Raw genomic sequence first — 18,182 nt, forward strand, 5'->3', positions numbered from 1 at the left:
ACGCTTCAGATAACGCACCAATAGAATTGTTTCATTCCTCGTTAAAGTCTGAAACATTCTACATTAACAAAGAACCGATTGGTTCTAATAACATCGTAATCGATAGTGTTGAAAATTACATTACATTTTGGAATAACAAATGCGTCTTAACTAAATGAGGTCATCTTTCACCAATAGATTACCGGATTACCGGAAAAAGATGACCTAATGAGATGCTCTTTTTAAATTGTGTCAAAAAGCAGTTGCATTCCCGTGCTGTTATGCAACTAAGTTGTCTTTTTTTTGCATTACTTTAATTCAGCTCTTTTACAATCGCTGTGACAATATTCGCTGAGTTTTTAGCCGCTAATGGTAAAAATTCATCATAAGTGACAGACGACTCTTTACCCGCAATGTCTGATAACGAGCGAATAATAATGCTTGGCACATTAAATTGAAAGGCTGTTTGCGCGATTGCAGTCGCTTCCATTTCGGCTGCTTTGGCCATTGGAAAATGCGAGACAATATGCTCGCGTTGATCAGGACGGTGAATAAACGAATCGGTTGTCACAATTAAACCTTCCGCCACTTGATGCTCACTGCTGTTGGCTGTTAAGATCGCTAATACTTTTGTTTGTAATTGCTGATCTGGCTCGTAAAAGGCTGGCATTTGCGGAACTTGACCGTAGGCGTAACCAAAAGCAGTTGCATCAGCATCGCCATAGGTTGTTTGATTAGCCAACACAACGTCACCGACATTCAAGGCACTATCCAAGCCACCAGCTGAGCCTGTATTAATCACAACGTCTGGTGCAAAACAATCAAGCATCAATGCCGTTGTTAAGGCAGCATTCACCTTGCCGATACCCGATTGTAATAATACAACCTCTTTACCGGCTAATTGACCCGTATAAAATAAGCCACTTGCGATGCGATGTTCCACGCGATTACTTAACTGTGCTTTTAATTGTTCTACTTCTGATTCCATTGCACCAATAATACCAAATTTCATCTCTATCCATCCCCACTATTCTTTTTTATCGTTAACGGTTAACACTTCGATTTTATCGACCTGCCACCCTTTTTGATCGACCCAGCTTAAGTATGCCCGATAAGCCGGTGCGCCACCACTTTTCAATGAAACGGTCGCGATTGAATCACTGCCCGCTGCACTCCCATTTTCCACATACCAGATTTCGAGTACGTTGACTGGCTGTTCTAAGGCTGCCGCAACAGCAGCGAGCTTTTCTGACCAATCGACCGTTGTACTCTCATACGAGTTGACATGCTGACCGGTTTGCTTCGTTCCGATTGGTTGCCAGTCGGCAGTCCATGTTTCTTTAATCGTACTATTGGATTCACCTTTAGTGATTTTTTTTTGTCAGTTGAGTTGTTTGTTTTTTTTTTTAGTCGATGATGAAGCATCATCATCTGAACGTTGCTTTACCTGCTCAGATGACACTTCATTCTTCGCCACTTTTACCCCATCAAGTGGCTCGTTGTTGCCTGTAGTTAAAATGACAAAGTACAAGGTAGTTGCAATTAGCACGAGCAACACACCAATCATGATGTTTAAAATCAGATTTGTTTTTTTTTCGTCTTTGGCTCTTCGTTAACCGTGAATTACCAGCAGTTGTTGTTGACGTTTCCATTGGTTGCTTTGGCTGCGTACGTTGCCGCTTCCCTTGTCCACGATAGCGTTTTTGTTCACTCATGTTTCCACCTCCGAATTACATAATAATACTATCATACATCACATAATTAATCTAAGGTTAACACAGACTGCTTTTTTTATGCGACCTAAAAAAAGCGTACCGACATAAACTGTCGGCACGGCTTCGATAGCTAAATAGAGTCAGCTTATGCTTTTAATCCAGTAATTAATACTTCAATGTCCCCACCTGGAGTAGGTACAGTTACTTGTTCGTCTACTTTATGGCCAAGTAACGCTTTCGCGATTGGTGAATCGTTTGAAATAAGACCTTTAAACGGATCTGCTTCTGCACTACCAACAATCGTATATGTTTCTTCATCACCAGCTGGTAATTCTTTGAAAGTGACTGTTTTACCAATTGAGATAATATCAGTCGCTGCTTCTGAACTATTAATAATTTGAGCATTACGTACCATGTTTTCAAGCGTTGTAATACGACCTTCAACAAAGGCTTGTTCATCTTTGGCTGCATCGTACTCAGAGTTTTCACTCAAGTCACCAAAGCCACGCGCGATTTTAATACGTTCAACCACTTCTTTACGTTTGACCGTTTTAAGTTCATGGATTTCATCTTCTAATTTTGCTTTACCTTCTAATGTCATTGGAAATACTTTTTCTTCCACAGTAATCGCTCCCTTTAATTGTAGTGCATTGATATCTATTGGATGAACAGCGCTTACACGCTGCACACACTATTGTATCAATGTAACATATTATTTCTTGAATTGTCTACTATCCTTCCTTATTTTGGAAGAAATGACTCACTTTTGTTTGTAATAAATCGATGGCTACTTTATTTTCGCCACCTTCAGGAATAATCACATCAGCATATTTTTTGGTCGGTTCGATAAATTGATTGTGCATTGGCTTAACAACAGTTGTGTATTGTTCGATGACTGATTCAATCGTACGGCCACGTTCTTTAATATCACGGAGCATTCGTCGAATAATCCGAATGTCATCGTCGGTATCGACATACACTTTAATATCCATCAAGTCGCGAAGACGCTCATCAGCTAGTACTAAAATACCTTCGACAATAATAACATCTTGGGATTCTTGGTGGATTGTTTCTGCTGAGCGCGTGTGATTAGCATAATCATACACCGGTTTTTTGATGGCCTCACCACTTTGCAACGCTTTAATATCTTTAATGAAACGATCCGTATCAAAGGCAAATGGATGGTCATAGTTCGTGTTAAGTCTTTCTTCGAAGGAAAGGTGGCTTTGATCTTTGTAGTAGGCATCTTGTTCGATCATTAAAATAGATTTCCCTGAAAAATATTCGATGATTGAGCGTGACACACTCGTCTTGCCTGAACCTGTTCCTCCTGTGATACCGATGACGATTGATTGATTACCCATGTCTAACTCCCCTTATTTTTATTTAATATGCTCTGCGGCTAATTTATTATGTTCTTTTAATGTTTTAGCGTAAAAAACCTCGCCTGTTTCTGTATCTGCTAAGAAATAGTAATAATCAGTTGTTGCTGGTTTTAAGGCCGCATCAATCGACAACTCACTGCTGTTACTAATCGGACCGATTGGTAAATGGTCGATTTGATACGTGTTATATGGTGAATCGACTTCGATGTCATCGTAGCTGACAAAGGTTGTCCCGGTCTTTTTCAAGGCATAAAGGACAGTTACATCAGATTGAATCGGCATCTTAGCCGCCAGTCGGTTGTAAAAGACACTTGCAATCTTCGAACGATCGGTATGTGCTGTCGCTTCTTTTTCTAGTAACGACGTAAATGCTAAAAATTGATTAACACTTAAGTTGGTTTTTTTAATCTCGGCTAAGCGAGGTTCAATCACCTTATTTGTTTTTATAATCATTTGTTCGACAATTTCTTGCACTGTTGGTTTATCACCGACTGCAAATGTATATGTCGCCGGGAATAAGTAACCTTCAAGAGGATACATCACCCCTTCTTTTAACACGTTAGTGGTTAAGAGATTCGGATACTTCGCAATCATCTGTTTCACAAACACTTGATCGTTCATTTGGACCAGTACATCTTTTTCTTTGAGACCGGTATATTTAGCTATTTTAGTCGCTGTTTGCGGTAAGTTGAGCCCTTCTGGAATTGTTAAGGCTGGCGCACTCGCTTCATCCCCACTGACAAATTGTTGCATAATTTCTTCGGCAGTCATCGTCTTATTAACCGCAAATTGCCCTTCTCGTAGTTCTGTTTGTTTTAAATATTTTGCATAGTATTTAAATATCATAGGCTGATGAATGACATCTTTAGCAGCTAATTCATCTGCCAAGGTCGCCACCGTATCACCCGACTTCACTTTAATATACACATCTGTTTTATTAGTTTTATCAACAGCACCTATACTGTAGTTAAAATAGAGGTAGCCGCCTATCGCTACGATTACTATTAAACTCAAAACGGTTAAAACAATCATCTTACCTTTGTTGGATGACTTTTTACGTTTCTTCATTTTTCTCCTCTTTTCTGTGAGTCCTCAAGTTTCATTATCTATAATAGCTATCTTTCGGCATTTTTTCAAGCACTATCAGACGTGAACTAGCAATAATGCTCTCATATTGCGCAATTATTCTCATTAAGACCTAAATAAAAAAGCCTTGTTCCAAAATCGGAACAAAGCAAGTAATACGATATTATTCTTCGCCAGCTTCTTCTTCATCAATTAAAAACGTATTTAATACTTCTTCAACCATATCCCACTCATCATCTTCAACAACTGGTTTCAAGTCTCCTGCAGTACCGTCTTCTTGTTCAATGTAAGTATACACTTGTAATTCAACTTCTTCTGCGTCGTGATCGCTCTCTGGGTAGCAGTAAACGTATGAATTACCAAAGAATGGGCTTTCTTTTTCTGGTGCGAAAGTAAGTAAGACAGCGTATAACTCTTCGTTACCGTTTTCGTCAATTACCGTAATGTGTTCGTGGTCATGTGCTTGTTCATGATTATGTTCGCTCATTATAAAATCTCCCCTTAACAATCTTATGATTGTGAATTTAGGTAGCCTTGTAAAATTAACACTGCTGCTAATTTATCAATGACCCCTTTGCGTTTACTTCGTCGTACGTCTGCGTCAATCAAGGTGCGTTCTGCTGCTACTGTCGTTAGTCGTTCATCCCATAAAACAACGGGAATCTTAAACTGATCACGGAGCGACTGCGCATAACGTTCAGCCGCTTCTGCCCGTGGACCAATTGAATTATTCATATTCTTAGGATAACCAACAACGATTTTAGTGACAACGTATTCCTCAATCAACTCCGCGACGCGCTCAAAACCAAACTGTTCTTTATCTTCTTTAATGCGTATTGTTTCAATCCCTTGAGCGGTCCAGCCCAAGGCATCACTAATTGCAACGCCGACTGTGTGAGAACCAACGTCTAATCCCATCGTTCTCATAAGTTAGTTTGTCTCACTTTCTACTGTTAAATAACTGTTAACCAACTCTTCGATAATTTCATCGCGTTCTAAGCCACGGATTAATTGTCGCGCCTCATTATGGCGTGGAATGTAAGCAGGGTCTCCGCTTAACAAATAGCCCACGATTTGACTTGTTGGGTTATACCCTTTTTCTTCTAATGCTACATACACTTGTTGCAAAACTTGTTTAACGACTGGTTTTTCGATTTCATCACCAAAGTCATATCTCATCGTTTCATCAAAAGGACGCATTCGTAACACCTCTTCTTCCTAAGCTAGAATACACCTTTATTCTACACTATTTACCTAGTTCTCACAAACATAATGCAACATCACTTACTGTGCATCTACCCAAGTTGCTACCGCTGCCAATGCCTCGCTAACTTTACTTGCGTCTTTACCACCAGCCTGAGCCATGTCAGGACGTCCACCACCGTTACCACCACAAATGATGGCAACTTCTTTAATTAAGGCGCCAGCTTTATAGCCTTTTTTAACAAGATCCGGTGAAACGGCTGCAATAATATTAACTTTATCAGCGGCTGGTGCTGCCATTAGGACCACAATGCCACTTTCGTCTTTTTGCTTCCAAAGGTCAACTAATTGACGTAATTGGTTCATGTCTTTAACATCGACCTTCGCTGTCGTCACATTGACATCGTTCACAACAGTCGGTGTTTCAAAGATTGATTGGGCTGCTTGGGCTGATAAGCGGGCAGCTAAGGTTGCACTCTCTGTTTGAGCTGCCTTGAAATCGGCTTGAAGTTGTGTGACTTTAGCAGGTACATCTAATGCTTTCGCTTTCAGGTCAATTGCTACTGTGTTGAGGGCGTTAATTAAATCAGCATCGAATAAGTACGCGGCCTTGCTTGTAACTGCCTCAATGCGTCGAATCCCTGCGCCCGTCCCACTTTCAGAAACAATCTTAAAGAGACCAATTTCAGCAGTGTTACGCACATGAACACCCCCACAAAACTCGAGACTGTAATCGCCAATCTCAACGACACGAACGACATCGCCGTATTTTTCACCGAACAACATCATCGCACCTAATTTTTTTGCATCTTCAATTGCTTTTTCTTCAATCATCACGTCAAGTTCATCCCAAATACGCGCATTAACTTCCGCTTCAATTGTTTGTAATTCGGCAGCTGTAATTTGACCGAAGTGTGAGAAGTCAAAGCGGAGACGTTCTGCTTCTACTAATGAACCGGCTTGGTTGACATGCTCACCTAGAGTGTTTTTCAACGCACGATGTAGCAAATGCGTTGCTGTATGGTTTTTAACGATTAAACGGCGGGCTGCTTCATCAACTTGGAGGTCGTAGCCTTCACCAACTGTAATCGCACCTGTTTGAACGCTGACACTGTGCATGTTTTGTTTTTGTGGTGCTTTTTGAACAGCTGATACGACAGCTGCTGTTGTGGCAGATGTAATCGTACCTGTATCCGCAACTTGACCACCTGCTTGCGCATAAAACGGTGTTTTATCAAAGATAACCTCACCTTTTTCACCTGCAACGAGTGTAGCGACTGCCTCACCATCTTTAATGATTGCAACAGCTGTTGCGGCTGTGTGTGTCTCTGTGTAACCAACAAACTCACTCGCAATGGTTAGTTTTGCTAACACATCACTTTGAATGTTCATTGAATCCGTTGTGCTACGAGCATCACGCGCACGTTGACGTTGCTTGTTCATCTCAACTTCAAACGCAGCATGATCGACTTGTAAGCCTTGATCCTCAGCGTATTCCTCAGTTAATTCAACTGGGAAACCATATGTGTCATACAATTTAAAGATGGCTGCACCTGGTAATTCGGTTGTTCCGGTGGCTTTTGCATCAGCAATTAGTTTTTCTAAAATTGCTAAACCGTCATTTAAGGTTTCGTGGAAACGTTCTTCTTCGTTACGCACAACTTTTTCGATGAAGGCTTGATTTTTTGTCACTTCTGGATAGAAGTCATTCATAATGCGAGCAACTGTGCCTACTAATTCATACATAAATGGTTTTTCGATGTTTAAAAACTTCGCATAACGAACCGCACGGCGAATTAAACGACGCAACACATAGCCTCGTCCTTCATTCGAAGGCAACGCACCATCACCAACTGCAAATGAAACTGTTCGAATATGATCGGCAATCACTTTAAAGGCTGGTTTTTGTTGGGCATTGCTTGTTGCATACGCAATGCCTGAAATTTGTTCGACATGGGCAATGATTGGCATAAACAAGTCACTTTCGAAGTTTGTTTCAACTTCTTGTAACACACATGCCATTCGTTCAAGACCCATCCCAGTATCGATGTTTTTATTCGGTAATTCTTTGTATTCACTTCTTGGTACAGCTGGATCCGCGTTGAATTGTGATAAGACAACGTTCCAGATTTCAATGTAACGATCGTTTTCAAGATCCTCTGCCAATAAACGGAGTCCGATGTTCGCTTCATCGTACGCTGCACCACGGTCGTAGAAAATTTCAGTGTTTGGTCCAGACGGTCCTGCACCAATTTCCCAGAAGTTATCTTCAATCGGAATAATGCGTTCATCTTCTAAGCCCAATGCTTTCCAAGCCGCAATTGACTCCGTATCATCGGGAAAAACTGTTACGTACAGTTTTTCTTTGGGCATTGCAAACCATTCGTCGCTTGTTAATAATTCCCATGCCCATTTGATGGCATCTTCACGGAAGTAATCACCGATTGAGAAGTTACCGAGCATTTCAAAGAACGTATGGTGACGGGCTGTTTTACCGACGTTTTCGATGTCGTTTGTTCGAATTGCTTTTTGGGCATTTGTTAAACGGGGATTGTCTGAAATAACAGTCCCATCAAAATATTTTTTGAGGGTTGCTACACCTGAGTTAATCCATAATAAGGTTGGATCTTCCTTTGGAACGAGTGACGCACTTGGTTCGATTTTATGACCTTTTGATTCAAAGAAATCCAAGAACATTTGTCTGATTTCTGCACCTGATAAAGCTTTCATTAGTTAGTTTCCTCCTCTATAAAAATAAAAAAAGCTATCCCTTTGCAATATTAGGGACGAAAAATCGCGGTACCACCCTAATTGCAACGACATAGACATCATTACCTCTTAAACATCCTTTAACGTTGATGAGACGGCAGGTTATGCTCGAAAAAGGTAGCGTATCGCGGCTTTCATTAGCAGTTGTTTCAACCGAGCAACTGCCTCTCTTTAAATGAAGAATGCCTTAATATTCCTTTTCAAAATTTAACTTTATGTGTTTATCATCATTTTAGATGATTTCACCAATTATTTCAATAGGCAGTTACGCTTTCTTTGAAAGGCTTATACTAGCCAGCTCGTGCTTTATTCTAGTATAGTAGAGCATATATTATAAAATGGTACGAGCTATTAACCAATTGGAGGACTACACATGCAAGTTTTAATGATTGAAGATAATGAAAGTGTTTGTAAGATGGTCAATATGTTTTTTAAGAAGGAAGGTTTCAAGGCGACGTTTAGCCACGATGGCCAACAAGGGCTCGATTTATACAAGGAGACACCCGAGCAATTTGATATTATAATTGTTGACCTGATGCTCCCTTCGCTTGATGGGATGTCGATTGTCATGGCGATTCGGGAAACGAGTAAGGTGCCTATCATTATTTTAACGGCAAAAGAATCTGAAGCCGATCAGGTACTCGGACTCGAACTCGGTGCCGATGACTATGTCACGAAACCATTCAACGCCTTAACATTGATGGCGCGAATTAAAGCCGTTACCCGTCGCTCACAAGCAACAGAAAAAGAAACAGTTGCTGATGCAGATACCTTAACGACCGCTTTTTTTAAAATTAGCCGCTCCACGCACGAACTGTTCTTTGAGGATACTCCTGTTGCCGCGTTAACGCCGAAAGAATTTGATTTGCTTTATTTTTTAATGGCGCATCCACGCCAAGTTTTTTCGCGTGAGCAGTTGCTTGAACAGGTGTGGGGCTATCAATTTTATGGCGACGAACGGACGGTTGACGTTCACATTAAACGGCTTCGCAAAAAAATATCGACTGACACACACGCCTTTATTCACACGGTTTGGGGTATTGGCTATAAATTCGATGAAACGGAATGATTCCGATGAAAATCAAATATTTCACCCAACTCTTTTTAACTAATTTATTCATTGTACTAATGACGAGTGCTGTGATAGCCGTTCTAATGACCCATTTTTTATCCGGTTATGTCTATGATAGTAAGGTTGATGAACTGAAGGCCTTTGGCACGGCGATGGCGAAAGAATTTAAAAAGACCGATAATACAGTCAGTATTGATAAGGTCGAGCAATACCAGACCTTATTGAATGCCAAGGATATTACCATCACCTTATTCGATGCTCAAAAGACGTTTTTATATGCACAAACAGGCCTAACATTTCAAATTGATACGAACGAATGGGAAAAGTTAAAAAACGGCAATCAAATCGCCGTTCCTTTTGAAGATGGTCGGTTCAATCGCACAGTTTCGTTTGTGCTGACACCAATCACCACTTCTAAGGGCGTTTTCGCTGGTGGTATTTTATTAATTTCACCTGTGTCGGAGATTGAGAAGGCGATTAATACTTTACGTAATAACGTCGTAATTGCCAGTGGCGCTTCGTTGCTGCTAGCCCTAGTGTTAAGTTATATTTTCTCTCGGTTTCAAGTGAAGCGAATCAACAAATTACAACAAGCGACACAATTGATTAGTGATGGTAATTTTGATGTGCAACTGCATTCGAAAGACGCCGATGAAATCGGTAACTTAGCGAATGACTTCGATCGGATGGCCTTATCTTTAAAACAATCGAATGAAGAAATCGCCTTACAGGAACGGCGACGTCGTCAATTCACCGTCGATGTTTCACACGAACTGCGGACACCGCTTACCACTATTAGCGGTGTGGCTGATGCGTTAGTGACAGATGTGATACCGCCTGAGGAATCACATGAAAGTATCCGCTTGATACAAACAGAAGCGAAGCGTTTAATTCGGTTAGTGAATGAAAATATCGATTACGAACGGATTCGAACGAATCAAGTGGTATTGCATAAAAATGAGTTTCAATTACTGGAGTTGTTTGAGATTGTAAAAGACTCACTGGCATTTAGTGCGCAACAAAAAAAACAACGAAATCCGTCTCGAAATCGATGCCTCGATTTTATTAAATGCCGATTATGACCGCATTACACAGGTTTTAATTAACATTGTCAAAAACAGCATTCAATTTACCGATAACGGTTTGATTACCTTACGTGGTTTTCAAACGGCGACTGATACAATAATTGAAATTGAAGACAGTGGCATTGGCATTAGCAAACAAGCGATTGAAGAAATTTGGGAACGATTTTATAAAGCCGATATTTCGCGGACGAATACAAAGTATGGCGAATCCGGCATTGGTTTATCAATCGTGAAGCAGTTAATCGCTTTTCATGATGGCACTATTAGCGTCCGGAGCGAAGAAGGACACGGCACTTGTTTTACTGTGACCCTCCCGCGCTTAACAGCAGAAACACACAACTAACCTGAGCAGAGGCTGAAGGCTAATCGCCTTCAGCCTCTATTCTTTTATTCGTGATTTGTGCTATACTATATTAATGTATCGATAGAGGAGGAATTTTTTAATGGCACGTCGCGTAAAAATTATGGAAAAATCGATTGACCTTGCAAATGTAAGAGACATCTTTTTCTCAAATGAGTTTAAAAAAAACAGTCGCTAAACCGGCTAAAGAAGCAATGGATCACAAGGTGCTTGTTGCTAAAATCAAAGAATCATATGGTATTACTGAGGATAACAACTATGATGCGTCACTTGAAAAGGCAGATACGAACTTTATCTACGGTGAAGATGCACCTGAATTTGCCATTATGACTGCAGCAATGACACGCATAAAGGATGCTAACGCACCGGCTGAAGAACGTAAACAAGCGTTTTATTCAATGCTTGATGTGTATAAACTGAAGATGGTTGATGTGCAAGTTGCACAAAAAACATTAAACGTTGAATACAAAGAATATAAAAATGAACGTCCGCGCACAGCTGAGGGTTGGGGCGAGCGTCAAAAAGTGTACAAACGTGAAAAATACGTTTTCACTGAAGAACATTACAAAGCAGCCGATAAAATCATGCGTAAATTCCATGGTGCAGCTGAATAAGGTACAAAAAAAGCGTGTCACACAACTTAAAACATTGTGTGACACGCTTTTTTTATACTGTCTTTTTTACGAAGCTGCAGTGCAGATAACTCACCGACACGCTTTCGGACAGCATTGGGATGCAAATAATTCTGTTTTTATTTGCGACCGACTATTCCGTTGGTTCCTTCATTCCAACTGATAAGTTCACTCACTGGTAAACGTGGCGATGGATGGGCAACTTTGGCCGCCTTCCCGATTGCAACAAACATGACGGCTTGGTAGCGTTCGCTATCGATGTTTAAGGCCGCCATCACTTCTTCACGTTCAAACCCACCAATCGGATTTGTATCATAACCGTAGGCTTTTGCAACGAGCATTAATTGCATGGCAACTAAGTTTGCATCGTTCGTCGCAAGTGCATGACGAACTGTCGTTGGGGCGGCAATTATCGTTTCATTAACAGCCTTCACAAAGTAGTCCTTCACTTCGGGCGTCATTGTTCCAGCAGCCACATTTTGTCCGAAAATTTCTTCGACTCTATCGGCATGGTTCGCATCGCCTAAAATTAAGATCATCGCGGCTGAGCTGTGTAACTGCCCCTGATTAAAGCGAACCAGTTTGTCTAACTTTTGTTTTTGTTCGGCAGCTTCAACAATCACGAAGCGCCAGGGCTGTAAATTAATCGAAGAAGGTGCTCGTGTTGCTAGGGTCAGCATCTCTTCCATTTCAGCTCGTGGTATTTTGACCGTTTCATCAAATACTTTAACGGAATGACGGCTGTTGATTGCGTCAATTAAGCGGATATCTTTAGTCATTTAATGTTACTCCCTTTGTTTATTACTGTGATTAAATCATTTAGTTTGGCAAGTATGTTTTCTTCTTGTTCTACGGGCAAATCGAGCGCGCCGAAACAGTTCACGACGGCTGCTTTAACATCTGCTTCTAGTATCTTCGCCTTATCGGTTAAGACAATGACGACTTTACGTTCGTCTGTTTGTGAACGTTGACGTAGCACTAGTTGACTAGCTTCCATTCGTTTCAACATTGGCGACAACGTGCCTGAGTTTAGCTGGACGCGTTCACCAATTTGCGTCACACTTAACTGATTTTCTTCCCATAACACAAGCAAGACGAGGTATTGCGGATAAGTTAGCTCAAAACGTTCTAAAAGAGGACGATAGAGTTGGTCAAATTGTCGGGCCAGCTTGTGGACAGTAAAACACACTTGTTGATTTAGAATCACGCTTATTCCCTCACTTTAATTAGTCTACAACGTTTAATGTGACATCGATGTTGCCGCGGGTTGCTTTTGAATACGGGCAAACGTCATGCGCTTTAGCTACGAGTGCTTGCGCTGTTTCATGGTCGACATTAGCGATTTGTACGTCTAGTATAACACCAATTTTGAAACCGTTGTCGACTGGATCACCATAAAGTGTCACAGTCCCTGTTACTGTACTTGTTGTTTTAATTTGTGCACGTTGCATTACAACTTCTAAAGCACTGTTAAAACAAGCGCTATAACCTGCTGCAAACAGCTGTTCTGGATTGGTACCTGAACCTCCATCGCCACCTAATTCAGTCGGAGCTGAAATATCATAGTAAAAAATATTGTCGGGTGACGATACTTCACCACTGCGTCCCCCAGTATTAATAATCGTTGTTTCATATAATTTTTTCATTATTGATCATCCTCTCGTTTTTTTAATTGTTCACAATTAAGTTGCGCACAATATAATTTACCATAAAAAAAAGCAGCTGTCACGTGATTGAATCGTAACAGCTGGTTTCGCTTTAATTTTCCACTTCGGTCATGCCAATCATCGGATCAATCGTATGGACATTTTCAGGTGTTAAAATGTAGTCAGCTGTTGCACTCACCGGTTCGGGTTCCGCAGTCGTGCGCGTTAGTCGTTGCAGTAAGGATGTATGTCGTGAAATATCACTTTGGCGGACGGTTGCCTGTTCAAAGGCTGATTCTTCACCACACATAATTAAAAACTGCCGGCTTCTCGTCATCGCAGTGTATAAAATATCGCGGCGTAACATCCGGTAATACGACTTCAACATCGGTAAAATCACAATGGGAAACTCTGAGCCCTGTGCCTTATGTACCGAACAGCAGTATGCATGTGTAATTTGATTTAAATCGCCCCGCAAATAAGTCACTTCCGTTTGATCGAATTCAATCACCAACGTGTCTTGCTTTTCAATCGTCTCTTTGGCATAAATGATGCTGACAATCGTTCCCATATCACCGTTAAAAACATTGCTTTCGGGTTGGTTCACGAGTTGCAACACCTTATCGCCCACTCGATAAAGCACATCACCGTATTGAATTTCCTTGCGTTTACCGTCAGGGTTCGGGTTTAAAATCGCTTGCAGTTCTTCATTCATTTTTGTAATGCCGGCAGGACCACGATAAAGTGGAATGAGCACTTGAATGTCTTTGGCAGTAAAGCCTTTTTTTCGCTGCATTTTTGACGACTTTTCCGACCACCTCAGATAACTGTTGCGTATTGCAATGGAAGAAAGAGCGATCGGCAGTATTTTGTTTGAAATCAGCGGGTAACACGCCTTCTTTAACATGATGGGCCAATTCGATAATTGACGACCCCTCAGCTTGACGATAAATATCAGTCAATGAAATCGTCGGCAAAGCCGCTGAAGCTAAGATATCTTTTAAAAATTGGCCTGGTCCGACTGATGGCAACTGATCTTTATCACCGACAAAGATGACCTGCATGTTGGTCGGGACGGAACGAAGCAGTTGATTCGCTAACCAAATATCAACCATACTTGATTCATCGATAATGAGTAACTGCCCTTCGAGTTCACGTTCAACATCATCGGACTTGTTCTCTTGCCCGGTCATACCGAGCAGTCGATGAATCGTCATCGCTGGTAAGTTGGTCGATTCACTCATCCGCTTCGCTGCACGTCCAGTTGGTGCTGCCAACACGACCGGGAACGCCGGACCGCCATCCTTATAGGCACTCGGATCTAAACTGAGGCCATTCAATTCAGCAAACAATTCAACAATTCCTTTAATGACGGTCGTCTTACCGGTACCGGGACCACCGGTTAAAATCATCGTTGCTGAATTAAGGGCGGTTTCAATCGCTTCACTTTGCGAGGGTGCATAGGCGACATTGATGCGTTCTTCTAATTCTCCAAGCGCCTTTAAAAAATCAGCTTTCTCGAATAAAGTCCGCTTCGCCTGTGCCTTTTGCAGACGGAGTAAATGATGTGCCACCCCTTTTTCGGCATGATACAACGAGGGCAAGTAAATACGCGTTTCTTCTTGCACGAGCTCATTATTTTGCAGCAAACTTTGGAGGGCATCGCTAATTTCAGTTTCGGCAATACTCGTGCCATCACTCGTTACGAGCAATCGCTTCGTACTCATGACTGTTTCATCATATTCTAAGTAAACATGGCCATTTTGCATACACTCAGAATCAACGGTAAACATTAGCGCCGCACTGAGGCGAGCAGGATGATTACCACCCATCCCGATTTTTTGTCCGAGTTCATCGGCACGGCCAAAGCCAATACCGGCAACATCATGGATTAATTGGAAAGGGTTTTCGTTAATCACTTCGAGCGTTTTTTTGTTGATACGTTTGAAAGATACGCATCGCGAGTTGGGGCCCAAAGCCCATCTCATTTAATTTAATCATCACGAGCTCAAGGCCTTCATTTTCTTGTAAGGTTTGTGCCAGTGTTTTTTTTAGTTTAGCCGTCAATTTAGGAACCTGGTCTAAGACGGTGGCATCTTGTAATATACGTGAGATGGCGTCGTTACCCAATACATCAACAATTTTTTCGGCCGTTTTCTTCCCCACCCCTTTAAACATGTCACTCGATAAGTAACTCGCAACGCCTGCTTTTGTCGCTGGTAATTCTTTTTTAAAGGTGGTGACTTGGAACTGGCGGCCATACTTAGGATGCTCAGACACGGTGCCTTCGAGATGGTAGCGTTCTTCCGGCGATAACTGTGGCAAATAGCCTGTTACGACAATTTCGCGGTCCTCCCACTCAACATTGCTATCTTTTACTTCCAGTCGTAATACTGAAAAAAGGTTCGTGGCATTATGAAAGATGGTTGTAACAACATTACCTTTAACATAGAGTGGTTCAGTTACAGCTGCATCTGTCTTACTTTGTTCAACCATCGGTCTTTACCTCCCCTTATTGTTCGTAAGCACGAATAGCATCAAGCGCACTTTGCGCCATTTCATGTGTTGGATCAAGCACTAATACTTGCTCGAATAATGGTGTAATGAGGTTTGAATCTTCACCATTCATCAAGCGGGCAGTTGCTAAATAATACAACGCATCAGCCTGTGTTTCATCCAGTACTAATACTTGTTCAAACGCAGCAATCGCTTCTGGCATCATTTCAAGTTGCGCTAATACAAGGGCATATTGGAATAAGGCTTCGGTATCGGTCGGATTTTTTTCGGTAGCTGTTAACAAATAAGGCAACGCTAGTTTTGCTTTACCGTCTGTTAATAACGAAATGCCCAGCATGAAATAAACATCAGCTTCATCCAAGCCTTTTTCGAGTGCTAGTTGAAATTTTCGAGCTGCTTTTGTGTATTCTTGAGCTTGGTAATACAGATTACCATAACTATAATAAATCGTCGGTGCCTCTGCATCGACTTCGATGGCACGGTCATAAAAACGGGCTGCGCGTTCAACATCACCCATTGACAGTAACACGTTACCAAAGTTGACGTATGCGACAACATCGGTCGGCTCGTTTTCAATTTGTGCGGTTAACACTTTCACCGCTTCTTCTACTTCACCTTTTTGCATATGTTCTAACGCTTTTGCATTTAAATCTGTCATGTGTCTTTCGCTCCTCTTTATCTAATCATTCTTTCATTTTACCATATATTACAGGTTTTAAAACCATTGCACGTCTTTTAGCGTAATAAAAGCTGCCTCTTTTTAAGAGACAGCTTACAACTTTTAACTTTTGCTCAACTTCCCCAATACGTATCGGTTGTATTTCTCATCACACTCTTACTAACATGTGCCGAAGTTTTATCTTTAACCCATACACGACCTGTATCTACCCTAACATAGTGCGGCCAAATGGTTGTTTTCATCTGTACACGACTATAATGTTTTTTCCCTTTCCACTTTGTCTCGGCATGACCCTGTTTATAATTCCCTGCATAATTTGTCCATCCTCTATGTGATTCAGGTTTACTAGCGACCTTCGCCAATGGTTGATACCCTTCTCCTTCAATCCATCCAACATAAGCATAATCAGCTTGAACGGTCTGACTTACTAGCATTATACCTAAAACGATTCCAGTTAAAAGTAGGCCACGTTTCATATTCTTCATTCTCCTTGTTAGTTTGCTAGCTAATATCAATCACCTGGTCCGCTGCTTGAGCCAGAGCATCATTATGTGTGTCGAGCACAAGCGTTTGTTCCGGCTGGCGATGCGTTTGTAACAATGACATCACCTGACGTTCATTTTCATCATCAAGTGCAACGGACTGATTGCTAACTTCGTTAACCACTGTTCAACCCGCTGTGCAATTTCTTGCGGCGCTATCTGTTGATATTTCAATGGCAACGCAATGTTATCAAAGACTGTTTTACGACTAATGAGTGGTGCTTCTTGAAAAATGAAGCCAATCTTATCACGACAAAAATCACTCCGCTCATTCGCAGTAAATGTGCTAAAAGCCTTTCCTTCAAAAAAAAACGTCACCTCGATCGCTAACAATTAAACCGGCAAGGATTTTTAATAAGGTTGATTTTCCCGCACCACTGCGGCCGCGAATACAAACAAAGGAGCCACGGGCAATTTTTAAACTAAGTCCTTCAAACAATTGTTTTTGTCTTTCGCCATCCTCAAAGCTTTTTGCCACCTGCCGTAACACAATCATTTTTGACCTCCTTCATCTTTACTCAAATGATAAAACACCTGCGCAATACTCACACCTGGTAGTAATTGCATCACCAAAAGCAACATCGCTAAGCGCCCAACTACTAACCAACTCCCACTAAACCAATACAAGGGCAACACAACAATAAAGCTTGCAAGCACCGTTTGTAACAGCAGTTCGACCATCACGACGGTTGTCAAAAAATACCATTTCGCTCCGATAACTAAATGCAACACATAATCGGCTCGAAAAAGTTTGATTTTATAGACTGCTAAGGCTGTAACTGCAGCTGTTGTACAAATAAATAGCACCATCGTTATTAAGCGTAAATACAACTGACTCTCTTGTAATCCCGCTATAAAATCACTAATGAATTGAGTACTAACACCAATAATTTGCAATGACGGAAAATTGTTAATTGTTGCTGAAGCCTGAGCGATTGCGTGTTGAACATGACTAAGAGAGTCATTGGTATACAAGTACCCATTCACTGCATTCAAAAAATGACGCTGTTGAAAGGCAGCTGTCTGCTCGGACTGTGGCAGGGCTAAATCAATTAAAAATGGCAAAATAAGGTAACGATTCAAATCAAATGTTTCATCCTCCCGTAAAAATAACACTTGATTTTGTGCAGTAAAACCTTGAACCACTACGTTCATAACCGCGCCTAAATACTCAATTTTCAACGTGTCACTAATGCTGTGGTAAGGACGATAAGCCGCACCTAACAGCACTGGCACATTCATGTCGTACGTTTGCAGAAATGTTGGGCTTGTAAAGAATGTACCTTCCATTAAATGCATGTCAGCAAACTGTAAACCCGCTTGATTCAACTGTAGGGCTTTATAGTCTCGCCGATAGTAAAATTAAGCTAGACAAATAAAAAAGTCATTTGTGCGACACTCAAAATAGTTCCGACCAAAGAATTATTAGGAGTGAAGACAAATGACCTATAAACATCTTACACCAAATGAGCTTGTAATGATAGAAGCCTATTTCCAAACGAAACAATCTA

The 18,182-nt window shown here is 41.2% G+C and carries 22 protein-coding genes and 2 pseudogenes; 5 read left to right on the plus strand and 19 right to left on the minus strand.

The window, feature by feature from the left end:
• A pseudogene (locus BCAMP_RS14285) lies at nucleotides 1–158 on the plus strand (IS3 family transposase); the annotation flags it as partial.
• Between the two features lie 134 nt (nucleotides 159–292).
• On the opposite strand, the gene BCAMP_RS04615 reads toward BCAMP_RS14285, so the two are convergent.
• The 10 genes from BCAMP_RS04615 to alaS form a co-directional block, all read right to left on the minus strand.
• Nucleotides 293–991 (minus strand): 5'-methylthioadenosine/adenosylhomocysteine nucleosidase, encoded by a 699-nt coding sequence (locus tag BCAMP_RS04615; RefSeq protein WP_035314065.1) that lies wholly within the window; start codon nucleotides 989–991, stop codon nucleotides 293–295.
• Nucleotides 992–1,006: 15 nt separating this feature from the next.
• A complete protein-coding gene (locus BCAMP_RS13015) occupies nucleotides 1,007–1,351 on the minus strand; it encodes a YrrS family protein (protein ID WP_084038538.1) in 345 nt (114 codons plus the stop codon).
• Between the two features lie 115 nt (nucleotides 1,352–1,466).
• Nucleotides 1,467–1,694 (minus strand): hypothetical protein, encoded by a 228-nt coding sequence (locus BCAMP_RS13435; protein ID WP_156921141.1) that lies wholly within the window; start codon nucleotides 1,692–1,694, stop codon nucleotides 1,467–1,469.
• A 145-nt stretch (nucleotides 1,695–1,839) separates the two neighbouring features.
• Nucleotides 1,840–2,316: a transcription elongation factor GreA gene (gene greA, locus BCAMP_RS04625; protein WP_084038540.1), complete on the minus strand. Its 477-nt coding sequence runs from the start codon at nucleotides 2,314–2,316 to the stop codon at nucleotides 1,840–1,842.
• 109 nt (nucleotides 2,317–2,425) lie between these two features.
• Entirely contained in the window at nucleotides 2,426–3,058 is a 633-nt protein-coding gene (gene udk / locus BCAMP_RS04630) for a uridine kinase (protein ID WP_035314067.1), read from the minus strand.
• An 18-nt stretch (nucleotides 3,059–3,076) separates the two neighbouring features.
• Nucleotides 3,077–4,147 carry an endolytic transglycosylase MltG gene (gene mltG / locus BCAMP_RS04635; protein WP_035314068.1) on the minus strand — a complete coding sequence of 357 codons (1,071 nt, stop codon included), beginning with the start codon at nucleotides 4,145–4,147 and terminating at the stop codon, nucleotides 3,077–3,079.
• 181 nt (nucleotides 4,148–4,328) lie between these two features.
• Entirely contained in the window at nucleotides 4,329–4,652 is a 324-nt protein-coding gene (locus tag BCAMP_RS04640) for a DUF1292 domain-containing protein (RefSeq protein ID WP_035314070.1), read from the minus strand.
• Nucleotides 4,653–4,675: 23 nt separating this feature from the next.
• The gene (gene ruvX, locus BCAMP_RS04645) at nucleotides 4,676–5,092 is read right to left on the minus strand and encodes a Holliday junction resolvase RuvX (RefSeq protein WP_035314072.1); all 417 of its coding nucleotides are present in this window, start codon (nucleotides 5,090–5,092) and stop codon (nucleotides 4,676–4,678) included.
• Between the two features lie 3 nt (nucleotides 5,093–5,095).
• Nucleotides 5,096–5,365, minus strand: coding sequence for an IreB family regulatory phosphoprotein (locus BCAMP_RS04650; RefSeq protein ID WP_035314074.1), 270 nt, complete (start codon nucleotides 5,363–5,365; stop codon nucleotides 5,096–5,098).
• An 84-nt stretch (nucleotides 5,366–5,449) separates the two neighbouring features.
• Nucleotides 5,450–8,098 (minus strand): alanine--tRNA ligase, encoded by a 2,649-nt coding sequence (alaS, locus tag BCAMP_RS04655; protein WP_035314075.1) that lies wholly within the window; start codon nucleotides 8,096–8,098, stop codon nucleotides 5,450–5,452.
• 412 nt (nucleotides 8,099–8,510) lie between these two features.
• Between alaS and BCAMP_RS04660 the strand changes: the two genes are divergently transcribed.
• The 4 genes from BCAMP_RS04660 to BCAMP_RS04670 all read left to right on the plus strand — a co-directional run bounded on the left by BCAMP_RS04660 (nucleotide 8,511) and on the right by BCAMP_RS04670 (nucleotide 11,269).
• The gene (locus BCAMP_RS04660; protein WP_035314076.1) at nucleotides 8,511–9,206 is read left to right on the plus strand and encodes a response regulator transcription factor; all 696 of its coding nucleotides are present in this window, start codon (nucleotides 8,511–8,513) and stop codon (nucleotides 9,204–9,206) included.
• 5 nt (nucleotides 9,207–9,211) lie between these two features.
• Nucleotides 9,212–10,291 carry a sensor histidine kinase gene (locus BCAMP_RS04665; protein WP_198015709.1) on the plus strand — a complete coding sequence of 360 codons (1,080 nt, stop codon included), beginning with the start codon at nucleotides 9,212–9,214 and terminating at the stop codon, nucleotides 10,289–10,291.
• Entirely contained in the window at nucleotides 10,221–10,637 is a 417-nt protein-coding gene (locus tag BCAMP_RS12510; RefSeq protein WP_051456888.1) for an ATP-binding protein, read from the plus strand. The genes BCAMP_RS04665 and BCAMP_RS12510 overlap by 71 nt, the downstream gene beginning before the upstream one ends.
• Before the next feature lie 170 nt (nucleotides 10,638–10,807).
• A complete protein-coding gene (locus tag BCAMP_RS04670) occupies nucleotides 10,808–11,269 on the plus strand; it encodes a hypothetical protein (RefSeq protein WP_035314078.1) in 462 nt (153 codons plus the stop codon).
• 137 nt (nucleotides 11,270–11,406) lie between these two features.
• Here the strand turns inward: BCAMP_RS04670 and BCAMP_RS04675 are convergent, their stop codons facing one another.
• From BCAMP_RS04675 to BCAMP_RS04710, 9 genes and pseudogenes are all read right to left on the minus strand, one after another.
• A complete protein-coding gene (locus BCAMP_RS04675; RefSeq protein ID WP_035314079.1) occupies nucleotides 11,407–12,066 on the minus strand; it encodes a nitroreductase family protein in 660 nt (219 codons plus the stop codon).
• Nucleotides 12,063–12,494, minus strand: a complete 432-nt coding sequence (locus BCAMP_RS04680; RefSeq protein WP_051456889.1) for a MarR family winged helix-turn-helix transcriptional regulator — start codon at nucleotides 12,492–12,494, stop codon at nucleotides 12,063–12,065. The genes BCAMP_RS04675 and BCAMP_RS04680 overlap by 4 nt, the downstream gene beginning before the upstream one ends.
• A 19-nt stretch (nucleotides 12,495–12,513) precedes the next feature.
• Nucleotides 12,514–12,933 (minus strand): organic hydroperoxide resistance protein, encoded by a 420-nt coding sequence (locus BCAMP_RS04685; protein WP_035314082.1) that lies wholly within the window; start codon nucleotides 12,931–12,933, stop codon nucleotides 12,514–12,516.
• Nucleotides 12,934–13,045: 112 nt separating this feature from the next.
• A pseudogene (gene recD2, locus BCAMP_RS04690) lies at nucleotides 13,046–15,429 on the minus strand (SF1B family DNA helicase RecD2).
• A 16-nt stretch (nucleotides 15,430–15,445) separates the two neighbouring features.
• Entirely contained in the window at nucleotides 15,446–16,108 is a 663-nt protein-coding gene (locus tag BCAMP_RS04695; protein ID WP_035314084.1) for a tetratricopeptide repeat protein, read from the minus strand.
• A 134-nt stretch (nucleotides 16,109–16,242) separates the two neighbouring features.
• A complete protein-coding gene (locus BCAMP_RS04700; RefSeq protein ID WP_035314086.1) occupies nucleotides 16,243–16,605 on the minus strand; it encodes a hypothetical protein in 363 nt (120 codons plus the stop codon).
• Nucleotides 16,606–16,630: 25 nt separating this feature from the next.
• On the minus strand, nucleotides 16,631–16,795 hold the full coding sequence (locus BCAMP_RS13440) for a hypothetical protein (protein WP_156921142.1): 165 nt from the start codon (nucleotides 16,793–16,795) through the stop codon (nucleotides 16,631–16,633).
• 177 nt (nucleotides 16,796–16,972) lie between these two features.
• Entirely contained in the window at nucleotides 16,973–17,167 is a 195-nt protein-coding gene (locus BCAMP_RS12520; protein WP_051456891.1) for an ATP-binding cassette domain-containing protein, read from the minus strand.
• A complete protein-coding gene (locus BCAMP_RS04710; RefSeq protein WP_035314088.1) occupies nucleotides 17,164–18,000 on the minus strand; it encodes a hypothetical protein in 837 nt (278 codons plus the stop codon). Before BCAMP_RS04710 ends, BCAMP_RS12520 begins: the two co-directional genes overlap by 4 nt.
• Nucleotides 18,001–18,182 lie beyond the last annotated feature (182 nt).

Origin of the sequence: Brochothrix campestris FSL F6-1037, assembly GCF_000525915.1 — a bacterium.
Taxonomy (GTDB): Bacteria; Bacillota; Bacilli; order Lactobacillales; family Listeriaceae; genus Brochothrix; species Brochothrix campestris.

What these genes read in the sequence shown, in the direction of transcription:
- BCAMP_RS04615 (WP_035314065.1), bottom strand. Translation starts at nt 991, where the DNA reads ATGAAATTTGGTATTATTGGTGCAATGGAATCAGAAGTAGAACAATTA.
- BCAMP_RS13435 (WP_156921141.1), bottom strand. Translation starts at nt 1,694, where the DNA reads ATGAGTGAACAAAAACGCTATCGTGGACAAGGGAAGCGGCAACGTACG.
- udk (WP_035314067.1), bottom strand. Translation starts at nt 3,058, where the DNA reads ATGGGTAATCAATCAATCGTCATCGGTATCACAGGAGGAACAGGTTCA.
- mltG (WP_035314068.1), bottom strand. Translation starts at nt 4,147, where the DNA reads ATGAAGAAACGTAAAAAGTCATCCAACAAAGGTAAGATGATTGTTTTA.
- BCAMP_RS04640 (WP_035314070.1), bottom strand. Translation starts at nt 4,652, where the DNA reads ATGAGCGAACATAATCATGAACAAGCACATGACCACGAACACATTACG.
- ruvX (WP_035314072.1), bottom strand. Translation starts at nt 5,092, where the DNA reads ATGAGAACGATGGGATTAGACGTTGGTTCTCACACAGTCGGCGTTGCA.
- BCAMP_RS04650 (WP_035314074.1), bottom strand. Translation starts at nt 5,365, where the DNA reads ATGCGTCCTTTTGATGAAACGATGAGATATGACTTTGGTGATGAAATC.
- alaS (WP_035314075.1), bottom strand. Translation starts at nt 8,098, where the DNA reads ATGAAAGCTTTATCAGGTGCAGAAATCAGACAAATGTTCTTGGATTTC.
- BCAMP_RS04660 (WP_035314076.1), top strand. Translation starts at nt 8,511, where the DNA reads ATGCAAGTTTTAATGATTGAAGATAATGAAAGTGTTTGTAAGATGGTC.
- BCAMP_RS04665 (WP_198015709.1), top strand. Translation starts at nt 9,212, where the DNA reads ATGAAAATCAAATATTTCACCCAACTCTTTTTAACTAATTTATTCATT.
- BCAMP_RS04670 (WP_035314078.1), top strand. Translation starts at nt 10,808, where the DNA reads ATGAGTTTAAAAAAAACAGTCGCTAAACCGGCTAAAGAAGCAATGGAT.
- BCAMP_RS04675 (WP_035314079.1), bottom strand. Translation starts at nt 12,066, where the DNA reads ATGACTAAAGATATCCGCTTAATTGACGCAATCAACAGCCGTCATTCC.
- BCAMP_RS04685 (WP_035314082.1), bottom strand. Translation starts at nt 12,933, where the DNA reads ATGAAAAAATTATATGAAACAACGATTATTAATACTGGGGGACGCAGT.
- BCAMP_RS04695 (WP_035314084.1), bottom strand. Translation starts at nt 16,108, where the DNA reads ATGACAGATTTAAATGCAAAAGCGTTAGAACATATGCAAAAAGGTGAA.
- BCAMP_RS04700 (WP_035314086.1), bottom strand. Translation starts at nt 16,605, where the DNA reads ATGAAACGTGGCCTACTTTTAACTGGAATCGTTTTAGGTATAATGCTA.
- BCAMP_RS12520 (WP_051456891.1), bottom strand. Translation starts at nt 17,167, where the DNA reads ATGATTGTGTTACGGCAGGTGGCAAAAAGCTTTGAGGATGGCGAAAGA.